This window comes from Labilithrix sp. (genome assembly GCA_019637155.1).
Classification (GTDB): Bacteria; Myxococcota_A; Polyangia; order Polyangiales; family Polyangiaceae; genus Labilithrix.
Genome location: JAHBWE010000008.1, coordinates 322,396 through 342,091, shown reverse-complemented (window position 1 = coordinate 342,091; position 19,696 = coordinate 322,396). Strand labels below are relative to the sequence as shown.

At 71.4% G+C, this 19,696-nt stretch carries 21 protein-coding genes; 11 read left to right on the top strand and 10 right to left on the bottom strand.

The genetic code is table 11. The annotated features are described in order from the left end of the window. Positions 1-208: 208 nt before the first annotated feature. The 3 genes from KF837_19250 (at position 209) to KF837_19240 (ending at position 4,305) form a co-directional block, all read left to right on the top strand. Positions 209-2,203, top strand: coding sequence for a TonB-dependent receptor plug domain-containing protein (locus tag KF837_19250; protein ID MBX3229464.1), 1,995 nt, complete (start codon positions 209-211; stop codon positions 2,201-2,203). After that, positions 2,203-2,988, top strand: a complete 786-nt coding sequence (locus tag KF837_19245; protein MBX3229463.1) for a hypothetical protein — start codon at positions 2,203-2,205, stop codon at positions 2,986-2,988. Before KF837_19250 ends, KF837_19245 begins: the two co-directional genes overlap by 1 nt. Before the next feature lie 87 nt (positions 2,989-3,075). Continuing rightward, positions 3,076-4,305 (top strand): hypothetical protein, encoded by a 1,230-nt coding sequence (locus KF837_19240; protein MBX3229462.1) that lies wholly within the window; start codon positions 3,076-3,078, stop codon positions 4,303-4,305. Positions 4,306-4,379: 74 nt separating this feature from the next. On the opposite strand, the gene KF837_19235 is transcribed toward KF837_19240, so the two are convergent. From KF837_19235 to KF837_19220, 4 genes are all read right to left on the bottom strand, one after another. Beyond that, the gene (locus tag KF837_19235) at positions 4,380-5,246 is read right to left on the bottom strand and encodes a class II glutamine amidotransferase (GenBank protein MBX3229461.1); all 867 of its coding nucleotides are present in this window, start codon (positions 5,244-5,246) and stop codon (positions 4,380-4,382) included. Positions 5,247-5,308: 62 nt separating this feature from the next. After that, positions 5,309-5,677: a hypothetical protein gene (locus tag KF837_19230; GenBank protein ID MBX3229460.1), complete on the bottom strand. Its 369-nt coding sequence runs from the start codon at positions 5,675-5,677 to the stop codon at positions 5,309-5,311. 7 nt (positions 5,678-5,684) lie between these two features. Then, a complete protein-coding gene (locus KF837_19225; protein ID MBX3229459.1) occupies positions 5,685-6,677 on the bottom strand; it encodes a hypothetical protein in 993 nt (330 codons plus the stop codon). Then, positions 6,674-6,964, bottom strand: a complete 291-nt coding sequence (locus tag KF837_19220) for a helix-turn-helix transcriptional regulator (protein ID MBX3229458.1) — start codon at positions 6,962-6,964, stop codon at positions 6,674-6,676. Before KF837_19220 ends, KF837_19225 begins: the two co-directional genes overlap by 4 nt. 100 nt (positions 6,965-7,064) lie before the next feature. On the opposite strand from KF837_19220, the gene KF837_19215 reads away from it, so the two are divergent. Further along, a complete protein-coding gene (locus KF837_19215) occupies positions 7,065-8,096 on the top strand; it encodes a hypothetical protein (GenBank protein ID MBX3229457.1) in 1,032 nt (343 codons plus the stop codon). A gap of 10 nt (positions 8,097-8,106) precedes the next feature. Continuing rightward, a complete protein-coding gene (locus KF837_19210) occupies positions 8,107-8,694 on the top strand; it encodes a hypothetical protein (protein MBX3229456.1) in 588 nt (195 codons plus the stop codon). Here KF837_19210 and serA read toward each other — a convergent pair. The 3 genes from serA to KF837_19195 all read right to left on the bottom strand — a co-directional run bounded on the left by serA (position 8,691) and on the right by KF837_19195 (position 11,292). Continuing rightward, positions 8,691-9,923 carry a phosphoglycerate dehydrogenase gene (gene serA, locus KF837_19205; GenBank protein MBX3229455.1) on the bottom strand — a complete coding sequence of 411 codons (1,233 nt, stop codon included), beginning with the start codon at positions 9,921-9,923 and terminating at the stop codon, positions 8,691-8,693. The genes KF837_19210 and serA overlap by 4 nt on opposite strands. Positions 9,924-9,949: 26 nt before the next feature. After that, positions 9,950-10,363: a hypothetical protein gene (locus KF837_19200; protein MBX3229454.1), complete on the bottom strand. Its 414-nt coding sequence runs from the start codon at positions 10,361-10,363 to the stop codon at positions 9,950-9,952. Positions 10,364-10,431: 68 nt separating this feature from the next. Next, positions 10,432-11,292 carry a phosphate/phosphite/phosphonate ABC transporter substrate-binding protein gene (locus tag KF837_19195; GenBank protein MBX3229453.1) on the bottom strand — a complete coding sequence of 287 codons (861 nt, stop codon included), beginning with the start codon at positions 11,290-11,292 and terminating at the stop codon, positions 10,432-10,434. A gap of 121 nt (positions 11,293-11,413) precedes the next feature. Here KF837_19195 and KF837_19190 point away from each other — a divergent pair, with 121 nt between their 5' ends. The 3 genes from KF837_19190 (at position 11,414) to KF837_19180 (ending at position 14,031) form a co-directional block, all read left to right on the top strand. Then, positions 11,414-11,917: a hypothetical protein gene (locus KF837_19190; protein MBX3229452.1), complete on the top strand. Its 504-nt coding sequence runs from the start codon at positions 11,414-11,416 to the stop codon at positions 11,915-11,917. An 86-nt stretch (positions 11,918-12,003) separates the two neighbouring features. Next, on the top strand, positions 12,004-12,720 hold the full coding sequence (locus KF837_19185) for a hypothetical protein (GenBank protein MBX3229451.1): 717 nt from the start codon (positions 12,004-12,006) through the stop codon (positions 12,718-12,720). 54 nt (positions 12,721-12,774) lie between these two features. Further along, positions 12,775-14,031 (top strand): hypothetical protein, encoded by a 1,257-nt coding sequence (locus KF837_19180; GenBank protein ID MBX3229450.1) that lies wholly within the window; start codon positions 12,775-12,777, stop codon positions 14,029-14,031. 1 nt (position 14,032) lies between these two features. On the opposite strand, the gene KF837_19175 is transcribed toward KF837_19180, so the two are convergent. Together KF837_19175 and KF837_19170 are read right to left on the bottom strand one after the other, a co-directional pair. Next, positions 14,033-14,569, bottom strand: coding sequence for a hypothetical protein (locus tag KF837_19175; protein MBX3229449.1), 537 nt, complete (start codon positions 14,567-14,569; stop codon positions 14,033-14,035). Further along, a complete protein-coding gene (locus tag KF837_19170) occupies positions 14,566-15,870 on the bottom strand; it encodes a trypsin-like peptidase domain-containing protein (protein MBX3229448.1) in 1,305 nt (434 codons plus the stop codon). The genes KF837_19175 and KF837_19170 overlap by 4 nt, the downstream gene beginning before the upstream one ends. A 78-nt stretch (positions 15,871-15,948) precedes the next feature. On the opposite strand from KF837_19170, the gene KF837_19165 reads away from it, so the two are divergent. The 3 genes from KF837_19165 to KF837_19155 all read left to right on the top strand — a co-directional run bounded on the left by KF837_19165 (position 15,949) and on the right by KF837_19155 (position 19,210). Next, positions 15,949-16,980 (top strand): hypothetical protein, encoded by a 1,032-nt coding sequence (locus tag KF837_19165; protein MBX3229447.1) that lies wholly within the window; start codon positions 15,949-15,951, stop codon positions 16,978-16,980. Between the two features lie 108 nt (positions 16,981-17,088). Then, the gene (locus tag KF837_19160; GenBank protein MBX3229446.1) at positions 17,089-18,234 is read left to right on the top strand and encodes an MFS transporter; all 1,146 of its coding nucleotides are present in this window, start codon (positions 17,089-17,091) and stop codon (positions 18,232-18,234) included. Positions 18,235-18,304: 70 nt separating this feature from the next. Continuing rightward, positions 18,305-19,210, top strand: a complete 906-nt coding sequence (locus KF837_19155) for an acyl-CoA desaturase (protein ID MBX3229445.1) — start codon at positions 18,305-18,307, stop codon at positions 19,208-19,210. Positions 19,211-19,524: 314 nt separating this feature from the next. Here KF837_19155 and KF837_19150 read toward each other — a convergent pair whose 3' ends face one another. Further along, on the bottom strand, positions 19,525-19,677 hold the full coding sequence (locus KF837_19150) for a hypothetical protein (protein ID MBX3229444.1): 153 nt from the start codon (positions 19,675-19,677) through the stop codon (positions 19,525-19,527). Positions 19,678-19,696: the final 19 nt, after the last annotated feature.

Below are 19,696 nucleotides of genomic sequence, written 5' to 3'. Positions count from 1 at the left end.
GCCGTCGGGGCGCGAGGCGGATACACGCGGGGCGGAGGAGCTGCCCGCCGCCGCCGTCACCGCCGCCGCCGCCACCCCCACCGCCGCCGCCGCCACCGCCGTCCCCGCGCGGGGCGATGACGACGAAGCGGTCGTGGTGCGTGGGCGGGCGCTTTTGCCGTCGCGGGGGGCGAGTGACTTCAATCTTCGGGTTGGGGAGCTTGCGCGGGTGCCGCGGCAGAACGCGACCGAGCTGCTCAAGCTCGCGCCTGGCATCCTTCTCACCAACGCCGGCGGGGACGGGCACGCGGAGCAGATCTTCCTTCGTGGGTTCGACGCGCGGGAAGGGCAGGACGTCGAGGTCACCGCGGCGGGGGTGCCCGTCAACGAAGCGGGGAATCTGCACGGAAATGGGTACGCCGACCTCCACTTCATCATCCCCGAGCTCGTCGACTCGCTTCGCGTCGTCGAGGGACCGTTCGATCCGCATCAAGGGAACTTCGCCGTCGCCGGGAGCGCCGCCTACTCGCTCGGGCTCGCGAAGCGGGGGCTCACCGCGAAGTACACGACCGGCTCGTTCGGGACGCAGCGCATGCTGCTCACCTGGGGCCCCGGCGGCGAGAGCAACCACACCTTCGCGGGGGCGGAGCTCTTCGCCGCGGATGGGTTCGGGCAGAACCGCGCGTCGAAGCGCGGGAGCGCGATGGCGCAATACGAAGGGAAGCTCGGCGCGCGCGGCACCTGGCGCGCCGGCGCGCAGGCGTACTCGAACGTCTACAAAAGCGCCGGCGTGCTGCGCGCGGTCGACGTCGATCGCGACGTGGTCGGCTTCTACGACACCTACGACAAACGGCAGGGCGGCGACTCCGCGCGCTACTCGACGTGGGCCGACCTCGAGACCAAGACCGCGGGCAATACGATCCTGCGGCAACAGGTGTTCTTCATCATGCGCGACATGCGCCTGACCGAGAACTTCACCGGGTTCTTGCTCGACGTGCAGCAGGCCCAGCAGAGCCCGCACGCGCAGCGCGGCGACCTCTTCGATCTCCACGTCGACTCGCAGACCTTCGGCGCGAAGGGCTCCGCGCGCTGGCGGACGAAGGCGCTCGGGCAGCCGCAGGAGCTCGAGCTCGGCTACTACGCGCGCCACGACAAAACCCACTCGACGCAGCAACGCATCGACGCCGTCACGACGGTGCCTTATCGCACCGAGACCGATCTCGACTCGCGCCTCGCCGACATCGGGCTCTTCGGCGACGTCGGGCTCCGCCCCTTCTCGTGGCTCAACCTCCGCGGCGGCGTCCGCGGCGACCTCGTCACGTTCGACGTCCTCGACAACTGCGCGCAGAAGACGGTGCGCCAGCCGTCGCCCGGCAACCCGCCCGGCGACGCGAGCTGCCTCTCGCAGCAGGACCTCGGCCGCTACCGCGACCCGAACGAACGGCGCGCGACCTCCGCGATCGCGGTGCTGCCGCGCGGCTCGATCCTCGTCGGGCCGTTCACCGGCTTCACGATGTCGGCGTCGCTCGGGCGCGGCATCCGCTCGATCGATCCCGTGTACATCAACCAGGACCTCGCGACGCCGTTCGCGAGCATCACCGCGGGCGAGGTCGGCGTCAGCTACGTGCGCGACGTGCACGACGTCGAGCTCTCCGCGCGCTCGCTCTTCTTCCAGACGCACGTCGATCGCGACCTCATCTTCAGCGAGACCGCCGGCCGCGCGCTCCTCGCGAACGGGACGACGCGCACGGGATGGGTCGGCGCGGTGCGCGCGACCGGCGCGTGGTTCGACGAAGCGGCCCACCTCACGCTCGTGCGCTCGACCTTCGACGACACCGGCTTCCTCGTCCCCTACGTGCCCGACGTCGTGCTCCGCTCCGACACGTCCGTCCACCACGACCTCCCGCTGAAGATCGCGGACACGCCGCTCTTCGGCGCGATCTCGGCCGGCGTCACGTACGTCGGTCGCCGCGCGCTCCCGTTCGGCGAGCGCAGCAACACCATCTTCACCCTCGACACCTCCGCGACGATCGCGTGGCGGAGCTACGAGGTCGGCCTCATCGCGACGAACCTCTTCGATCGCCGCTACCGCCTCTCCGAGTTCAACTACGCCTCCGACTTCCGCAACGAGTCGCAGCCCACGCTCGTGCCCGCGCGCCACTTCACCGCCGGCGCGCCGCGCGGCCTCTTCCTCACCCTCGCGGTGAGCTTCGGAGGCCCCTGATGCGGCGCGCGCTCGCCCTCGCCCTCGTCGCGACCGTCGCGACCGCGTGCATCGGCACGACCGGATCGGAGACCGTGACGTTCCGCGCGTTCGCGGCCGGGCCGGCCGGCGTGCAGGGCCACGCCCTCACCTTCGTGAACGGTCGCGGCTGGACGATCACGCTGACCTCGGCGCGCCTCCACGTCGGCGCGCTCTACCTCAATCGATCGGTGCCGATCTCGGGCGGTCAGGAGCGCGAGTGTTTCCTCCCCGGCGTCTACGTCGCGCAGGTCTGGGGCGGCGCCGACATCGACGTGCTCGAGCCGGAGCTCCAGCCGTTCCCGTACTCCGGCAACGGCACCGCCGATCGCGCGGTGACGGGAGAGGTGTGGCTCACCGGCGGACGCATCGACGCGCAGGAGGACCGCACCACGATCGCCGAGGTCGGCGGCACCGCGACGAAGGACGGCGTCACGCGGCGCTTCGAAGGCACGATCACGATCGGGCAGAACCGCGCCAACCGGAGCACCGATCCCGCGCGGCCCGGCGCGAACCCGCTCTGCGGCCAGCGCATCGTCACGCCGATCCCGACCGACGTGACGCCGACCGACGGCGGCTCGCTGATCCTTCACGTCGATCCGCGTCCGTGGTTCGGCAACGTCGACCTCGCCGACCTGAAACCGGTCACCGCCGACAGCGATCTCGTCCGCTTCGCCGACGACGGCAGCGACGCGGCGTCCGCGAATCTTTACGGCGGCTTGCGCGGCGCGACCGGCGGCGCTTACGCCTTCACGTGGCGTCCCTGAACGGCGACGGTTCAGCGCCTCGTCAAGTGTGCAAGTAATCAAAACCTTGCAGCTTTTCGGCGATCGACTACCTCGATGGACGTCCCCATGAAGAAGACCTTTGCGTTCGGCTCCACCGTCCTCGTCCTCGCCGCGGTGGCGTGCTCGGACGATCACGATCACGCGGCGGCGCCGCCGGACCTCACCGTCACGATCTCGGGCGAGGGCAACGCGCTCACCGGCTTCGCGTTCCCGCCCTCCTCCGACAACGACATCGCGTTCGTCGACGGCTGGGACGTGAAGTTCGACCGCATCCTCGTCACGGTGGACAGCATCACGCTCTCCGACAACCCGGACCTCAGCCCGACCGATCAGGCGCAGACCGGCGCCGTCGTCGCGCGCGCGAGCGGACCGTGGGCGGTCGACATGACGAAGCCGGGCGCGGTGAGCAACATCCGCCCGCAGCTGCGCGCGCAGGCGAACGACCATGATCACGATCACGATCACGATCACGATCACGATCATGGTCACGCGCACACGCTCGAGGCGGAGGGCAAGGACCCGAACGCGCAGACGCTCGCGCGCTTCGGCAGCCTCGACGGCAACGCCGCGTTCGACCCCGCGACGCGCTACGCGTTCGGCTTCGACATCGTCACCGCGACCGCCGGCGCGGAGCACACGAACCTCGACGGCCCGGCCGACGCCGACTACGCGGAGATGGTCGCGAAGGGCCTCAGCGTGCTGTACGTCGGCACCGCGACGTTCAAGGGCGTCGACTGCAAGTCTTCCAACCCCGAGTACGCGTGGGAGGCGCTCCCCACCACCGTGCGCTTCCGCCTCGGGTTCAAGTCGCCGACGACGTACCGGAACTGCCAGAACACCGACCTCCGCGGCAAGCCGTTCGACGGCGAGGAGGCGCAGCGCGGCGTGCAGGTCCGCGAGAGCGGCGCCACCGTCGCGCAGATCACGCTCCACGTCGATCACCCGTTCTGGAACACGGTCGACCACGACGCGTCGGAGCTCTTCTTCGATCAGATGGCCGTCGCCGCGAACGCCGACGGCGTGCTCGTCAGCGACGACCTCGAGACGCTCGACTTCACGAGCTTCAAGGACAAGGCCGGCGCCGCGCTCCCGTGGCGCTCCTGCATCGCGAGCAAGCCGCCGAAGCAGGGCACCCGCGCCTTCGACTCCGGCAGCGTCGCGGTCAACCCGAGCGCCCCCGCGACCCAGGCCCTCCGCAACTACTCCGACTACGTGCGCTACCAGCAAAGCACGCAGGGCCACCTCAACGCCGACGGCCTCTGCGCGATCGCGCGCAACTTCGAAGCGCCGCGCTAAGAGTCTTGTTCGAGAGGGCTCTGCCCTCTCAGCGCGCGGGCGCGCGCTTCGACGCCCCCGGACCCCCGAGAGAGCTAAGCCGCGCGATCGGGGGCGTTGACGGCGATGATCGTCGGCTTCGGGCGGAGGTCGATGCGGAGGAAGGTGCCCTCCGGGAGCTCGCGCCATGGCTCGTCGGTGAGGCGCTCGGAGGCGATGAGGGCGGCGTGGCGGCGCTTCGTCCATGGCGTCTCGAGGCTCGCGGACGAGTCGATGTCGCGCTCGGTGCGGATCGGATCGCTGGGGCCGCGCTCGAGGAGGAACAGCGAGCGGCCGAAGCGGTGCACGAAGAGCGAGGCGCCGTCGGAGAGGAGGAAGTTGAACGCGCCGGCTTGGCGCGCGCGCATCTCGGCGGCGACGTGGTCGAGCACGCGCGTCGCCTCCGCGCGCGCGGCGGGGTCCGCTGCGGTCGTGAGCGTGACGCCCGCGGTGTCGAGGTGCGTGAGCACGTAGGCGAAGAGGACCTCGCTGTCGGTGTCGCCGCGGAGCTGCGCGCGGCGCTCGATCGAGATCGCTTCGCGGATCCACTCGTAGTCCTTGAGCGTGCCGTTGTGCGCGAACACCCAGCCGCTCTGCACGAAGGGATGCGTGTTCTCGATGCGGGTGGGGCCGATCGTCTTCTGCCGCACGTGCGCGACGAGCACGTTGCCGACGCTCCGCGCCGCGACCTGATGGAAGCGGTCGCACTCGCCCGCGGGGCGCGTGCCCTTGTGGATGCGCCAGCCGTTCTCGTGCGGCGACCGCGTCGACGGCGGCGGCATCGCCTCCGGATCGCCGTGCGCGGCGACGCCCCAGCCGTCGGGGTGCTCGCGCGAGAGGCGCGCGAGGCTCCGCGGCGCCTCCTTCAAGACCAACCCGAACTCGCTCACCTCGGAGGCGACGATCCCGACGAGCCTGCACATCGGCCAATCTTCGTTTTACCACCGGCCCGGCTTCCGTCGAGCTTCCGGGCGCGAAGGGCCGCTCAGGCCTCGGTCGGCAGGCCTTTTTCGGTCCACGCGCGCCAGCCGCCGGCCATCGACTTCACGTTCGTGTAGCCCATTTTCTGCAGGCTCTCGGCGGAGAGCGCGGAGCGGAAGCCGCCCCCGCAGTAGAGGACGATGTCGGCGTCGAGCTCCGGGATCGCCTTCTCCAGGTCGCGCTCGATGACGCCGCGTCCCATGTGCTTCGCCGTCTTGATGCGGCCCTTCGCGAGCTCGCTCTCCTCGCGCACGTCGACGAGGTGGAAGGATTCGTTCTTCGCGATGCGCTCGGCGACGGCGTCGATCGACACCTCGCTCACGTTCTTGCGCGCCGCCTCACAGAGGGCCTCGAACCGCGGGGAGTGTTTCATGCCCCGACTATACCGCGGACGGATCGTCCGCCGCGTGGATGAGCTGCAGGAGCTCCGCGCGCGAGCGGACGCCGAGCTTCCGCATCGCGCTCTGGAGGTGCGAGCCCACGGTCGAGGCGCCGATGCCGAGCTCGTACGCGATGAGCTTCAGCGACTCACCGCGCGCGGCGTGGGTGGCCACTTGCCGTTCACGGGGTGAGAGCGCGCGCGGATCGAGGAGCCACGGCTCGTTGCGCCGCACCACGAGGTAGCGGCGGCCGTCCGACTCGATCGACTCGACGAGCGACCAGCGTCCGTCGACGAGGCCGCGCCATGCCTCGAGCGCCTCGTCCGGCGCGATGCGACGCATGCGCCCGCGCGCGCGATCGACCGCCTTCGCCGCGTCGGTGAGGGCTTCGCGCTGCTCCCGCTCCCTCGCGACGCCCTCGGCGTGGACGACGCGCCCGTCCGCCGCGAGCACCGCGTCGACGAGCTCGCGCTTGTGGAGGTTCGCGCGGAGCCGCAGCGCCGCGCTCACGTGCGCCGCGCACATTCCCCAGCGCCTCCGCTCGCCCGGCGTCAGCGCGGTCTCGCCCGCGAGGGCGGCGGAGAAGAGCACGCCGCTCCGCTCGTCTTCGGCCGCGCGGAGCCAGACGATGTCGCGGATGCCGTACGGGAGCGAGAACGTCTCGACGAGCCCGGGCAGCGCGCCGTTCTCGGCGAGGGCCTCGCTCGCGGTGACGACACGCGGGGTCGCCGTGAGCGCGTGCTTCACGAGCCAGGGCGGCATCCCGCGCACCGCCGCCTCGAACGCGTGCGCGATCGCGGGCGACGTGCCGACGGCGACGGGGCGCGTGCGGCGAAGCCTCCACCCGCGCCGCGCGTGGTAGCGGACCGCGCCGACCCCGAAGCCGCGCGCGTAGAGCGGCGCGAGCGCTTCGAGGACGTCGCGCAGCCACTCGTCGTCGGTGCCGTCGAGGCGATACGCCGACTCGACGACGCCGATCAGATCGCCGCTCATTCCGCCGCGCCGCGCGCGATCGTGACGACGAGCTCCGCGCGCGACGACACGCCGAGCTTCCGGTAGATGCTCGCGAGCTGCGCCGCGATCGTCCGCGCCGACGTCCCGCGCCGCGCGCCGATCGCGGCGTTGGAGAGGCCCGCGACCGCGAGCTCCGCGACCGCGCGCTCCGCGGCGGAGAGCCCCGACGCCGCGGACGCGGACGACCTCGGCATCTCGAGCACGTACACGGGCTCGGCGCCGTCGAGGACGAAGCCGCGGAGCCGTCTCGCCGTCGTCCGTTCCACGCCGAGAACGATAAGCGCGCCGCGATCCCGCTCGTAGTCATTTCTCCGACCCGCACGGGCATTGATGCGGCGCCGGCGAAGCGGCTAGGGTCTGAGGCCCATGCTGCTCTCGAAGAGGCGTGCGCTCGTCGTCGCGTTCGCCTCGATGATCGCGGGGGGAGGAGCTTGCGCCGACGACGCCGAGGTCACGTTCCCGGTGCGGGCGGCGCCGCCGTCGCGGCACGACGCGCTCCGTGACGCGCTCCGCGACGACGCGCGCGCGTTCGCGTTCGAGGACGGCGACTGGCTCGAGGACGAAGGGGACGCCCCGCACTACGGCCTCGCGTGGCTCGCCCGCAGCGGCGAGGCGGCCGACGCCGCGAAGGCGCGCGCGCTCGATCGCCTCGGCGGAGAGCCGCTCGCGCGCGAGACGATCGCGAGCGCGCGCGGCCTCGCCGAGCACGCGATCGCGAGCGGCGATCGCTCGGCCCTCCCCGCGCTCGAGGCCTACGCCGATCGCGCCGACGCCGAGCTCCGCGCGAGCGGCGATTTCGTGCGCGCCGACGACGGCGCCTTCGGGCCGACCGCGACGACGGCGAGCCTCGCGCTCCTCGCCGCGGAGATGACCTTGTTCCTCGGGAGCGCGCGGCGCGATCGCGCGATCGCGATCGACGCCGCGATCCGGCGCGAGACGTTCGGCGATCTCGTCGACCCAGGCACGCTCCGCCAGGCGCGCGCGTACGCCTACGCGCCGGGAGCGCCCGGCATCCGCGACACGCCGAACCTCGCGATGCTGATCCTGAAGACGCGCCTCTTCCGCCTCACGAAGGACGAGGTGTTCCGCCTCGAGGCGCGCGCGATCGACGGCGTCCTCCAGTCGACGCCGCTCGCCCTGCTCTCGAGCCGCGCCGACCGCGCGCTCGGGCTGACGCTGATGTTCGAGATCACGGGCGAGCAGCGCTTCATCGACGCCGCCGACGCCGCGTTCGACTCCGCCGCGGAGCTGCGCGGTCCGTGGTGCTCGCCGGTGACGGCGCGCTGCGCGTCGGGGCTCCTCCACGACGCGACGGCGGGCACGCTCTGCTCCGGCTGCACGTACCGAACGCTGTGGTCGCTCGGCGTGCGGCGTGCCCTCGCCGGCGCGGCGTATTAGAGTGGCGCGCATGCTTCGCCCGCTCGCGCTCGGCTCGTTCGTCACCGCGGCCCTCGTCGTGGCGGCCGCGTGCGGCGGCGCGATCGCGGAGGAGGACGTCGACGGCGGCGCGCGCTCGTCGTCGTCGGGGGCCACGTCGTCGGGCAGCACGTCGTCGGGCGCGGTCGGCGTCCGGCGCGACGGCGGCAGCGTCCGTCGCGACGCGGGGCAGGGCGTCGGCTTCGTCGCGTGCCCGGATCAGTACGATCGCTGCGGGACCGAGAGCGGCGGCGCCCTGCCGATGGACTGCTGCGTGGAGGGCTTCGGCTATTCGTGCCGTGAGCCGGGCGCGACGTGCATGGGCACCGTGCTCCGCTGCGACGAAGGCGCCGACTGCAACACGGGCGTGTGCTGCGCGGAGGAGGCCTTCGACTCGCCGATCAGCTCGCGCCGCCTCATCACGACGCAGTGCCGCCCCACCTGCATCACCGCCCTGCCGCGCGTCCGCGTCTGCACGACCAACGCCGACTGCGACGGGACGACGTGCCGCGAGTGGAAATGCGGCGGCTACGACATGATGGGGATCAAGACCTGCGAGCCGCTCGGCCCGTGTGATTAATAAAGGATCCGCGTCTTGATCGACGTCGGGAGCGCCTCGATCGCCGTGTGCACGTCGTTGGCGACCTCCTTGTCGAGGTCCATGACGAGGTAGCCGACGTCGGGATCGGTCGCGAGGACCTGGCCGAGGACGTTCGCGTTGCGGTCGGAGACGATCTTGTTGATGTCGCGGAGGACGCCGGGGACGTTGCGGTGAACGTTGAGGACGCGGTGCGCGCCGGGGAGCTTGGGCTGCTCGACGCGCGGGAAGCTCACCGAGCCCGCGGTGGTGCCGCTGTTCGTGTAGCGGACGAGCGTGCTCGCGACCTCGCGCCCGATCGCCTCCTGCGCCTCCGCGGTCGAGCCGCCGATGTGCGGCGTGAGCACGACGTTCGGCAAGCCGCAGACGACGCTCGAGAACGTGTCCTCGTTGCCCTCCGGCTCCTCCGGGTACACGTCGAGCGCGGCGCCGCCGAGCTTGCCCGCCTTGATGATGGAGGCGAGCGCGTCGAGATCGACGACCGTGCCGCGGCTCAGGTTGAGCAGCGACGCGTCGTTCTTCATCAGCTCGAGCTCCTTGATCCCGATCATGCCCTTCGTCTGCGGCGTCTCGGGGACGTGGAGGGTGACGAAGTCGCTCTGCGCGAGCAGCGTCTCGAGCGAGTCGACGGGGCGGTTGTTGCCCATCGGGAGCGTCGCGCGGATGTCGTACGAGATGACGCGCATGCCCATCGCCTCGGCGAGCACGCCGACCTGCGAGCCGATGTGGCCGTAGCCGACGATGCCGAGCGTCTTGCCGCGGATCTCGTGCGCGCCCTTCGCGATCTTGCGCCACTTGCCCTCGTGCACCTCGCGCGATCGATCGCCGAGGTGACGCGACAGCATGATGACCTCGCAGATGACGAGCTCGGCGACGCTGCGCGTGTTGCTGAACGGCGCGTTGAAGACGGGGACGCCGCAGCGCTTCGCGGCCTCGAGGTCGATCTGGTTCGTGCCGATGCAGAAGGCGCCGACGGAGAGGAGGTCCTTGCCGGCCTCGAGCGCCTTCGCCGTGACGCGCGTCTTGCTGCGGATGCCGAGGAGGTTCACGCCGCTCTGCAGGCGCTCCACCAGCTCCTCCTCTTTCATCGAGCGAGGGACGGCTTCGACCTGAAAGCCCTCGCCGCCGAAGATCTCGTGCGCCGACGCGTGGACGTTCTCGAGGAGGAGGACCTTGATCTGCGGCTTCGGATACGTGCTCGGCGGGGCCATCGGGGCCTCGCACGATAGCGCTTAAGTCACGGCTCTGGTGGCCCTTCGAGATCGTGCTCGACGGTGGCCTTGAGCTCGTCCCATCCGCGCTCGTCCGCGCGATCGACGACGTTGGCGTCGGCCTCGAGCGTCTGCTTGCGCTCCACGAGCGCTTCGATCGCGGTCGCGTTCGCCTTCGGGGACCTGCGGAGCTGGGTGAGCTGGTGATCGATCGCGCGGATCTCCTCTTCCAGCCGCCCGCGAAGGACGAGCTGCTCGCGCCGGACGGTGGCGAGGTAGTCGTCCTTCGGCGCCGGCGTGGGCGCGGCGGGCTCGATCTCGGCGGACGTCGTCTCGGTCGTGCCGACCTTGTCCTTGTCCGAGGCTTTGTTGCAGGCGAGCGCAAGACTGGCGCAAAGCGCCGCGACCGACAGCCCGAAGATCCCGAGTTTTGTCCTCATCGCCGCTCTCTACGTCCCTTGGTGCGAACGCGATGCCACCGATTTCGGATTTGTCGAGGAGGATCGACTCAGCTCTTCCGCGCGACCCGGATCGCCATGCGGCTCGAGTTGGGGTTCGCGTCGTGGCCGCGCGCGCGGGCGGCGCGGAGCGTGTGCTTCAGCGAGTCGAAGTGGGCGGCGGAGGGGACCCTGAAATCGCCCGAGCCGAGGAGCTTCGTGAAGAGGTCGCGGACGCGCGGGGACGCGTCGAGGATCGCGCGCGCGAGGCCGGCGCGAGCGGTCGCGGAGAGGTCGTTCGAGCAGACGAGCGCGTCGTTCGGGATCGGCCCGAAGGTCGAGAGGACCTCGATCGGCCGGAGCGGGCGCCCCGCGTCGTCGACCCACGCGCCGCGGATCACGCGGCTCGTCCCGGCCTCGACATGGCAGTACGTCGCGCCGACGTCGGCCTCGCCCGAGACCACCGCGTCGATGACGCCCGGGTGCGAGTGCACGAACATCTCGCGCATGAAGTAGCGGAGGACGTCGATCCCCTGCGACGCGAGGTTCATCCGCGGGACGATGTAGCCCGCGGCGCTGTCGCGCTGGACCCAGACCGCGCGCCGGCCGCGGAGCTCCGCGATCGAGCGCGGCCCGCCTTTTCGCACGATGAGCGCCGAGTGGTAGGTCGTCGTCCCGTTGCGGGCCGGGATCGCGAGCACGGTCGTGATCCCGCGCGTCTCGAGCTCGATCGACATGATCGGCGGGAGCCACGCGAGCGCGACGTCGCCGCTCTCGACCGAGTCGGCGAGGTCGCGATGGCCTTGCGCGACGACCGGCCGGAGCGTCGTGCCCGCGGCCTCGGACAAGAGGAGGCAGAGCTCCTCGAAGACGCGCGATCCGGCCCGCTCGAGCTCTTGCGTCTGGACGATCCCGAAGCCCCAGACCGACACGCCGGCCAGCCTAGCGCAAAAAGCTCAGATCCTTTCAGCGAGGCCTCCGTACGAACGGGCTCCGGGAGGTTCCTCGATGGGCGCACGAACGATGCGGGCATGGATTTTCGGTGCGATCACGATGGCTTGCGTCACGCTCGGCGGGGCGGCGATGGCCTGCCCGACGGGCGGAAACGTCGAGTTTTCTCCGCCCCCGAAGCCGAAGCCGCGGCCGGTCCAGGGCCTCCAGCAGGCGTCGTTCCAGGTCGAAGCGAGCCAGCTCTTCGAGCGGGCGACCGCGATGGAGACGGCGGCGACGGCCCGCGATCGAAACGCGTCGACCTTCGAGAACGAGGCCGACACGCTGGCCAACCGCGCGCGAGTCCTACGGAATCAGGCGGTGTTCGTGAACGTGTCGGACCAGGAGAGCATCCTCGAGATCGCCGACGAGATCGCGGCGAGGTCGTCGGCGCTCCGGGTCCGCGCCTCGAGCGAGCGCGTCCAGGCCTCGAACCTCCGCGCCCAGGCCCGATCGCTCCGCGATCGCGCGACCCAGCTCGTCCGCCTGAGCACCGGCGGAAACGGCGGCGGCGGCTGGCGCGGCACGAACAAGCGGCCGGCGGCGAGCGAAGGCGTCACGCTCTGACTTGACGGAAGGGGGAGTCGGGGAAACGTTGTGGGGGCATCGTGTGCCCCCACTGCCGACAGAATGCGCCTCTCGTTTATCGCGGTGTGAGCGCGTACTGCACGTCGTGCGGCGCGCCGCGGATGCCGCTCGCGAACACGTCCGTGACGATGGCGGGCCAGACCTCGAAGGTCGGCGGCACCGTCGCGCGCGTCTTCGGCTGGATCGTGCTCGTGGTCGGGCTCCTGATCGCGCTGGCGCTCGGCGGGCTCATGGCCGCGCTCGGCGCGACCGCCGGCTGGGTCGTCGGCATCAACGCGCCGATCGTCCTCGTCGTCGCGATCGCGGCGTACGCGCTGCTCCGCGGAGGCAGGGCGCTCAAGCAGTCGGGGGACGACACCGAGCTCGCGACGAAGAACCAGGCGATCTTCGCGCTCGCGAACACGCGCGGCGGGACGCTCCGCGCGTGGGACGTCGCGCAGATGCTCCAGATCACGCCGAAGGAGGCGGACGACATCCTCACGAAGCTCGCGAAGGAGGACTCGGACCGCGTGAAGATCGACGTCGACGACGAGGGCAACGTGCTCTACCGCTTCGTCGCGGCCGACTGGCAGCGCCGCGCGGCGAAGGCCGTCGCGCCGACGATGGCGCCGAACGCGGTGAGCCCGAGCACGCGCCTCCGCGCACCGCCGATGCAGCCGGCGACGCGCGTCGCGAAGCAGCCCGACGCCGCCGTGCGCGTCGACGCACGCGACCCGCTCGAGGAAGAATTCGCCGCGATGGAAGAGGCGGCGGAGGCGCAGGCGCGCGGCACCCCTCACTGACGCGGCGCGCGTGCGGTTGCGGACCCTTCGCGCTGCCGTGTAGCGTGGGCGACGATGGCCTGCGTTCGGCTCGCTGGGATCGCGCTGTTGGTCGGCGGCACGGGGTGCGCGCACTTCGAGCCGAAGGAGCCGATCCTCGTCCGGGAAGAGGTCGTCCATACGCACAAGGTCGAGGTCCCGGCGCAGGGGAGCGTCGTGACGTTCTCGACGCAAGGGGAGAGCCTCGCGGTGGAGGCGAGCCGGGCGTGCGACGTCTGGCAGCGGTCGACCGTCGATCGCGTCGTCGCGCATCGGGTCGAGAACAAGACGCCGGGGATCGACGTCGGGCTCGCGGTCGCCGGCGTCGCGGTGGGGCTCGCGGGGGTCGTCGTGCTCGCCGAGTCGGCGGACGCGTCGAGCGACATGTCCGCGTCGCGGGTCGTGGGCGTGTCGATGATCCTCGGCGGCCTCTTCATGGGCGGCGCCGCCGTCGTCGATCTCGTGCGCTCGCGGAAGGTGACCTTCGAGAAGGAGACGATCGAGACGGAGGGCCGCCGCGTCGCGCGCGACGTGGCGTGCGCGCGCGAGCCGCTGCCCGACGCCGAGGTCGAGGTCCGGCTCGGGCGCGTCGGGTGGCTCGCGGGCAAGACCGACGCGACCGGCCGGTTGACGGTGCCGATCGCGAGCGCGATCGGTCCCGACGCGAAGCTGCCGCTGAAGGCGGCGACGGCGAAGGTCGTCGTCGGCGGCCGCGCGATCGGAGACCTCGGGCTCCAATCGCTCGCGGTGCGCCGCGAGGCCGATGCCTGGCGCGCGCTCAACCTGCAGGACTGCGTCGAGCCGATGGCGGCGGACGCGTGCGCGGCGGTGACGCGTTACCTCGAGGACTACCCCGACGGCCCGCACGCGCCGGAGGTGGGGAGCGCCCTCGCGCGCGCGGAGCCGAAGCTCATGAAGCTCCGCGATCAAGCGGCGTGGCTGCGCATCGCGCCGTCGTTCGCGACGTGTCGCGGCAGGGACGCCGCGGGGGTCGACGCGATCGAGGTCGCGTGCGGCGTCGTCGCGTCGTACGTGCGCGCGTTCCCAGCCGGCGAGCGCGTCCGCGAGGCGGAGGCCGCCGTCGACGCGGGCCGCGCGCGCGTCGCGACGGCGCGGATCGCGGCCGCGAAGCGCAAGGAGGAGGAGGCGAAGCGGAGCGCGGAGGCGGCGAAGCAGACGTGCGCCGCGAGGTGCCGCGTGCAGTGCGCGTCGTCGGCGCGGACGCACTTCGACGCGTGCTTCGAGGGATGCCTCGAGGTCGACTGCAAGGCGAGCCGCGGGACCTCGCCGTAGCTCACAGCTCGAACGCGACGCGGAGGACGACCGGGGTGCCGGTGAAGGGGATCGCCGCCGAGCCGAGGCGGCGCGCGATGCACGCGCCGACGGCGGTGCTCGCGTACGGCGCGGAGAGCGCGACCTCGATCGAGCCGTCGGCGCCGATCGCGAGCTGTGCCTCGCCGCGGCCCTCCGGACCGCCGGGTCGGCGGCACACGCCGATCTCTTCGCGCTTCGCCGCGACGGCGGCGCGGAGCAGCAAGAGGTTCGCCTCGCGCTCCGCGAGCTCGTCCTTCTTCTTGGGAGGAGGCGGCGGCTTCGGCTTCGCGACCGGCTCCGCGGGCTCGGGCTCGGGCGCGGGCGCGGGCTCGGGCTCCGGCACGGAGATGCCGGCGACGTGCGCGTGCATCGGGAGCTCGATCGGCGCGGGCGTCGATGCGCGCGGGCGTGCTCTCATCTTGGCGGCGGCCGTGTGCGTGATGAAGCTCGGTCCGAGGCTCAGCGCGGCCACGACGAGCACGCCGATGTAGCCGGTGGCGACGTCGCGCGCGATCACGGCTTCACCTTCGCGCCCTGGTGCTTCGCGAGCTTCGCGGGACGGGCCGGCTCGGCCGCCGCGACGGTGGGCTCGTGGAAGTCGCCGCCCGCGATGCGCCACGCGCCGTGCTCGAAGGTCCAGACCACCTCGACGCCGCGGCCGCTGCTCGTCGCGATCGCGCGGCGGACCGGCTTGCCGTCCGCGATCGTCGCGGCATCGCTCGGGTGGAGCGGCGCGCACGTGCCCGTCGCGCCGCCGGCGATCGACGACTGAACGCCGAGCCGGATGATCACGCTCCGGCGCATCGCGTCCATCGGATCGCGGAAGAACTGCTGCCGGATGTTCGAGCCGAGCGGCGTGCGGAGGAGGAGCGAGTAGCTCTCGATGCCGCGGTCCGCGACGACCGCGTTCGACACGAAGGAGAGGAGGCGCTCCGACTTCGTCGTGCTGCCGAGTTCCGCCGCGAGCGACGAGCACGACTTGTCGAGCTCCGCCGTCATCCACTCCGGCGATCGCGTCTTCACCGCGAGCTCGTGCGCGTGACGCACCGTCTCGACGACGGCGGCGGCCGGCACCGCGAAGAACATCGACGAGCGCTGGCGCATCAGCATCACGTTGACGCCGACGAGCGCGCCGCTCTCGTCGGTGAGCGGTCCGCCGCTCGAGCCGGGATCGATCGGCGCGGTGTGCTGCACGAACGTCTCTTCGAGCCCGAGCTCGGGGAGCGAGAACGTCGCGTTCGACACCTTGCCGTCGGTGACCTGGAAGCTGGGGCGACCGGCGACGCCGGGATAGCCGGTGGCGACGACGCCGAGGCGATCGCTCGCGGGACGCGGCGCGGGGCGGAGGCCGGGGCCGAGCGCGCGGAGCGCGGAGTCGGGGAGCGCGACGACGGCGAGATCGTACTTGGAGCTCGCGTAGACGACGTCGCATCCCTTGTACGTCGTGCCGTCGGCGAAGGAGACCTCGGCCTCCTCCGACTCCGCGATCACGTGCCGGTTCGTGACGACGAACGCCGCCGAGCCCGCGGCCGAGTGATGGACCATGAGGAAGCCGCTCCCGAAGCCGCCGCCCGCGTGCATGCGGAGGAAGTCCGCGTAGTCGGGATCGTCCGTGCGCGCCGCGACCGTCTCGAACGCCGCCTTCAGCCGCGCCGGCGGCGTCACGCGGACGAGCGCGGTCACCTTGCGGAGATCGCTCGTGCCGGGACCCCACTCCGCGGACGCGGCGGTCGCGACCTCTGCCGGTCCGAGCAGGGAACAGCCGGTCGTGGCGAGGAGGGAGAACAGGAAGGCGGCGATGCGGGGACGAGCGAACATGGTGGCCGCGTGTCGGCCACACCCGCGGGCGGTTGCGGACTTTTTGTGCCCCCGACCCATCGGCTAAGATCCGTGTCGGTGCGTGCTCTTGGCTGCGTCGTCGTCCTCGTCGCGGGGTGCTCCTCGCAACGCTCGACCGCGCCGGCGCCGCCCGCCGCGTCGGCGTCGGCGGCACCGGTGGTCGTGGCGGTCGAGGAGGCCGGAGCACCCGAGCCCGATCCCGAGCCGGAGCGCGGGGTCGATCAGATCCTCCCTGTCCTCGGCGTCGAGTCATCGGCGTGTCCGACGAGCATGGGCGCGGAGGCGCGCATCCGCTGCTTCTTCGACAAGCGGTACGCGCCGGACACGAAGGCGGCGAGCGTCGCGCACGAGCTCTGGGTGAAGTGGAAGGTCATCGCCGGCGTCGAGCCCGCGCACACGATCGACGGCGGCTACCGCGGGATGATCAAGATCGAGCCGGCCGTGCCGATCCATGCAGACCGCAAGCACCTCGAGTGGATCGCCGGCGCGATGCGCGACTTCGATCAGTTCTTCGACGAGCTCGCGCGCTACGGCGCCGACGCGGGGATCGTGAGCGCGTCGAAGCGGTATCGCGTGAAGCCGATCACGCTGCGCTTCATGCGCTCGGTGAACGGGCGATCGCCGAGCGCGTACGCGTCGGACTGGACGGTGGCGTGGAACCTCAACGGCTCGCTCCACACGTCCGCGGACGCCGTGCGCGAGACCTTGTTCCACGAGCTCTTCCACCTCAACGACTACACGCACCTCTCGCCCGAGGGCTCGCCGTGGTCGCTCCCCGTGCTCGGCGGCATCTACAAGGACATCGTGAGGCAATGCGGCGCGACGACGGCGTGCCTCGGGCCGTTCACGCCGAACGGCACGATGGTCCGCGGCGGCACGTACTACTCGTTCCAGCCCGGCAACGACGTGCGCGAGTACGCGGCCGAGCTCGCGCTCCGCTACTACCGCGATCAGCGCGCGCGCCTGCGCCGCCTCACGCCGGAGGAGAAGCCGTTCAAGTGCACGGGGCAGGAGCGGAATCGACGCGCCTGGGAGCTGATGCGCGACGAGTTCTTCTCCGGCATTGATGCCGTCCCGGCGTGCCCGTAGAAGGGGCGCTCCTTGGCCGTAGCCCCCACGGGCGTCGCCGCGCTCCTCGCGAACCGACGCTACACCCTCTACCTCGTCGCGCGCCTCGCGCTCATCGTCGCGGCGCAGATGCTGAGCGTCGCGGTCGGGTGGCAGGTCCTCGAGATCTCGGGCCAGCCCCTCGCGCTCGGCCTCTCCGGCCTCGCGATCTTCCTCCCCAACTTCCTCCTCGCCCTCGCCGGCGGTCAGCTCGCCGATCGCGCCGACCGGCGCGTCATCCTCATTTGCTGCAACGTCGGGCTCACGTCGTGCGCCGCCGCGCTCGCGCTCCTCGCGCACAGCGGCCAGCGGAACCTCCTGCCGATCTACGGCGTGCTCGTCGTCATCGGCGTCATCCGCGCGTTCAGCGGCCCCGCGGGGCAGGCGCTCATGCCGAGCCTCGTCGACAAGTCGCTCCTCGAGCGCGCGGTCGCGCTCGGGTCCTCGTCGTGGCAGCTCGCGATGATCGCGGGCCCGTCGATCGGCGGCGTCCTCTACGCCGCCACCGGCAGGCCGAGTATCGTCTACACCGTCTGCGCGTGCGTCGCGCTCGTCGCGGTCCTCGCGGTGGTCGGGATCGGGCATCGCGCGACCGATCGCGCGGAGCGGCCGACCGGGCGCGCGACGCTCGCGGAGCTCTTCGCCGGCATCCGCTACGTCTGGTCCGACAAGCCGATCCTCGGGTCGATCTCGCTCGACCTCTTCGCGGTGCTGCTCGGCGGCGCGGTCGCGCTCCTCCCCATCTTCGCGCGCGACTTCCTCCACACCGGTCCGTGGGGCCTCGGCGTGCTCCGGAGCGCGCCCGCCGTCGGCGCCGCGCTGACGGCGTTCACGCTCGCGTTCTTCCCGCTCCGCCGTCGCGCCGGCGTCACGATGTTCGTCTGCGTCTTCCTCTTCGGCGTCGCGACGATCGTGTTCGGGCGCTCGCGGAGCTTCTTCCTCTCGCTCGGCGCGCTCGCGTTCCTCGGCGCGGCGGACATGGTCAGCGTCGTCGTACGATCGACCCTCATCCAGCTCCGCACCCCGGACGCGATGCGCGGGCGCGTGAGCGCGGTGAACATGGTGTTCATCGGCGCGTCGAACGACCTCGGCGAGTTCGAGTCGGGCGTGACCGCGGAGTGGCTGGGGCCCGAGCTCGCGGTCATGATCGGCGGGATCGGGACCTGCCTCGTCGTCCTCGCGTGGGCCCTCATGTTCCCGGAGCTGCGGAAGATCGACCGGATGAACGACCCGTAAGCGCAGGAAATGAAAGAGTTGTGGCGGTCTCGTGACCAATTCCTGACGCGGCATTCCGTAAGGTAAATTCATGAACAAGCGGGACTACGGCTGGCTGGTGAGCGCGCCGTTCTTCGGGGTGCACGTGGCCGCCGTGGTGGGTGTGGCGATGCTCGGCTGGTCCTGGAAGGGCCTCGGGCTCGCCCTCGCCTTCTATTACATCCGGATGTTCGGGGTGACGGGCGGCTACCACCGCTACTTCTCGCACCGCACGTACCGGACGAGCCGCTGGTTCCAGTTCTGTCTCGCGTTCCTCGCGCAGATGTCGCTCCAGAAGGGCGCGCTCTGGTGGGCGGCGCATCACCGCGACCATCACAAGCACTCCGACACGAAGCTCGATCCGCACTCGTTCCGCGAGGACGGCTTCTGGTGGTCGCACGTCGGCTGGATCCTCTCGACCGAGACCGAGGACACGCTCGAGAAGAACATCCCCGATCTGATGCGCTACCCCGAGCTCCGCTGGCTCAACAAGTACCACCTCGTCCCGGGGGTGATGATGGGGTTCGCGAGCTTCTTCATCGCCGGCTGGTACGGGCTCGTCTGGGCGTTCCTCGTCTCGACGGTGCTCCTCTGGCACGGCACCTTCGCGATCAACTCGCTCGCGCACTGGTGGGGTCGCCGCCGCTACGCGACGACGGACGACAGCAAGAACAGCCTCGCGCTCGCGCTCGTCACGATGGGCGAGGGCTGGCACAACAACCACCACTACTACCAGCGCTCGGTGCGTCAGGGCTTCTTCTGGTGGGAGATCGATCTCACCTTCTACGTGCTCAAGGCGATGAGCTGGGTCGGCCTCGTGTGGGACCTCCAGCTGCCGCCGCAGAAGGTCCTCGAGGGCAAGCTCGAAGAGGGCCGCCGCATCCCGGTGCGCCCCGTCGCTCCGGCGCCGTCTCCGGTGCCGGCGTCGGTCGCGACGATCGAAGCTGCTGCAGAGTGATCGCGCAGAGGCTACGCGGCGCGCGTAGCTCTCCGTTCACGCGCTACGGCCGAGGTGCCGTGTGCACCGCACGGTGGAGCGTTGCGCGGTCCGCCGGGCAGCAGGCGCGCGTTCGCCGAGATCGCGCGCGTGGAGGCGGGAGCGCTCCATGCATCGCGCTCGGGCATGCCCGAGATACTGACCAACCACCCCGACGTCACGCTGGACGTGCTCAAGAGTCAGGGCGCGCAGTGCGGGACGGGGGCGGCGCCCACGATCCTGACGAGCTGTCCTGCCGAGAGCTTCTGCACCCTCGCCGGCGGGGAGCTTTGCGTCTACGGACCGCAAGCGCTCGAGGAGATGACGCAGCTCTCGCGGACGCAGCTCTGCGATTCGCCGTCCGCGCCGACCGCATCGACCGCATCGACGGCATCGACCGCATCGACCGCATCGAACGAGGGCAGCTCCTCGTGCAGCGCGGCGGCCATCGGAGGAGAGCTCGAGACC

Bases quoted from the DNA above. Each gene is read 5' to 3' on its own strand.
- KF837_19245 (MBX3229463.1), top strand. From the start codon at position 2,203: ATGCGGCGCGCGCTCGCCCTCGCCCTCGTCGCGACCGTCGCGACCGCG.
- KF837_19240 (MBX3229462.1), top strand. From the start codon at position 3,076: ATGAAGAAGACCTTTGCGTTCGGCTCCACCGTCCTCGTCCTCGCCGCG.
- KF837_19235 (MBX3229461.1), bottom strand. From the start codon at position 5,246: ATGTGCAGGCTCGTCGGGATCGTCGCCTCCGAGGTGAGCGAGTTCGGG.
- KF837_19230 (MBX3229460.1), bottom strand. From the start codon at position 5,677: ATGAAACACTCCCCGCGGTTCGAGGCCCTCTGTGAGGCGGCGCGCAAG.
- KF837_19225 (MBX3229459.1), bottom strand. From the start codon at position 6,677: ATGAGCGGCGATCTGATCGGCGTCGTCGAGTCGGCGTATCGCCTCGAC.
- KF837_19215 (MBX3229457.1), top strand. From the start codon at position 7,065: ATGCTGCTCTCGAAGAGGCGTGCGCTCGTCGTCGCGTTCGCCTCGATG.
- KF837_19210 (MBX3229456.1), top strand. From the start codon at position 8,107: ATGCTTCGCCCGCTCGCGCTCGGCTCGTTCGTCACCGCGGCCCTCGTC.
- serA (MBX3229455.1), bottom strand. From the start codon at position 9,923: ATGGCCCCGCCGAGCACGTATCCGAAGCCGCAGATCAAGGTCCTCCTC.
- KF837_19200 (MBX3229454.1), bottom strand. From the start codon at position 10,363: ATGAGGACAAAACTCGGGATCTTCGGGCTGTCGGTCGCGGCGCTTTGC.
- KF837_19190 (MBX3229452.1), top strand. From the start codon at position 11,414: ATGGCTTGCGTCACGCTCGGCGGGGCGGCGATGGCCTGCCCGACGGGC.
- KF837_19180 (MBX3229450.1), top strand. From the start codon at position 12,775: ATGGCCTGCGTTCGGCTCGCTGGGATCGCGCTGTTGGTCGGCGGCACG.
- KF837_19170 (MBX3229448.1), bottom strand. From the start codon at position 15,870: ATGTTCGCTCGTCCCCGCATCGCCGCCTTCCTGTTCTCCCTCCTCGCC.
- KF837_19160 (MBX3229446.1), top strand. From the start codon at position 17,089: ATGCTGAGCGTCGCGGTCGGGTGGCAGGTCCTCGAGATCTCGGGCCAG.
- KF837_19155 (MBX3229445.1), top strand. From the start codon at position 18,305: ATGAACAAGCGGGACTACGGCTGGCTGGTGAGCGCGCCGTTCTTCGGG.
- KF837_19150 (MBX3229444.1), bottom strand. From the start codon at position 19,677: ATGGCCGCCGCGCTGCACGAGGAGCTGCCCTCGTTCGATGCGGTCGAT.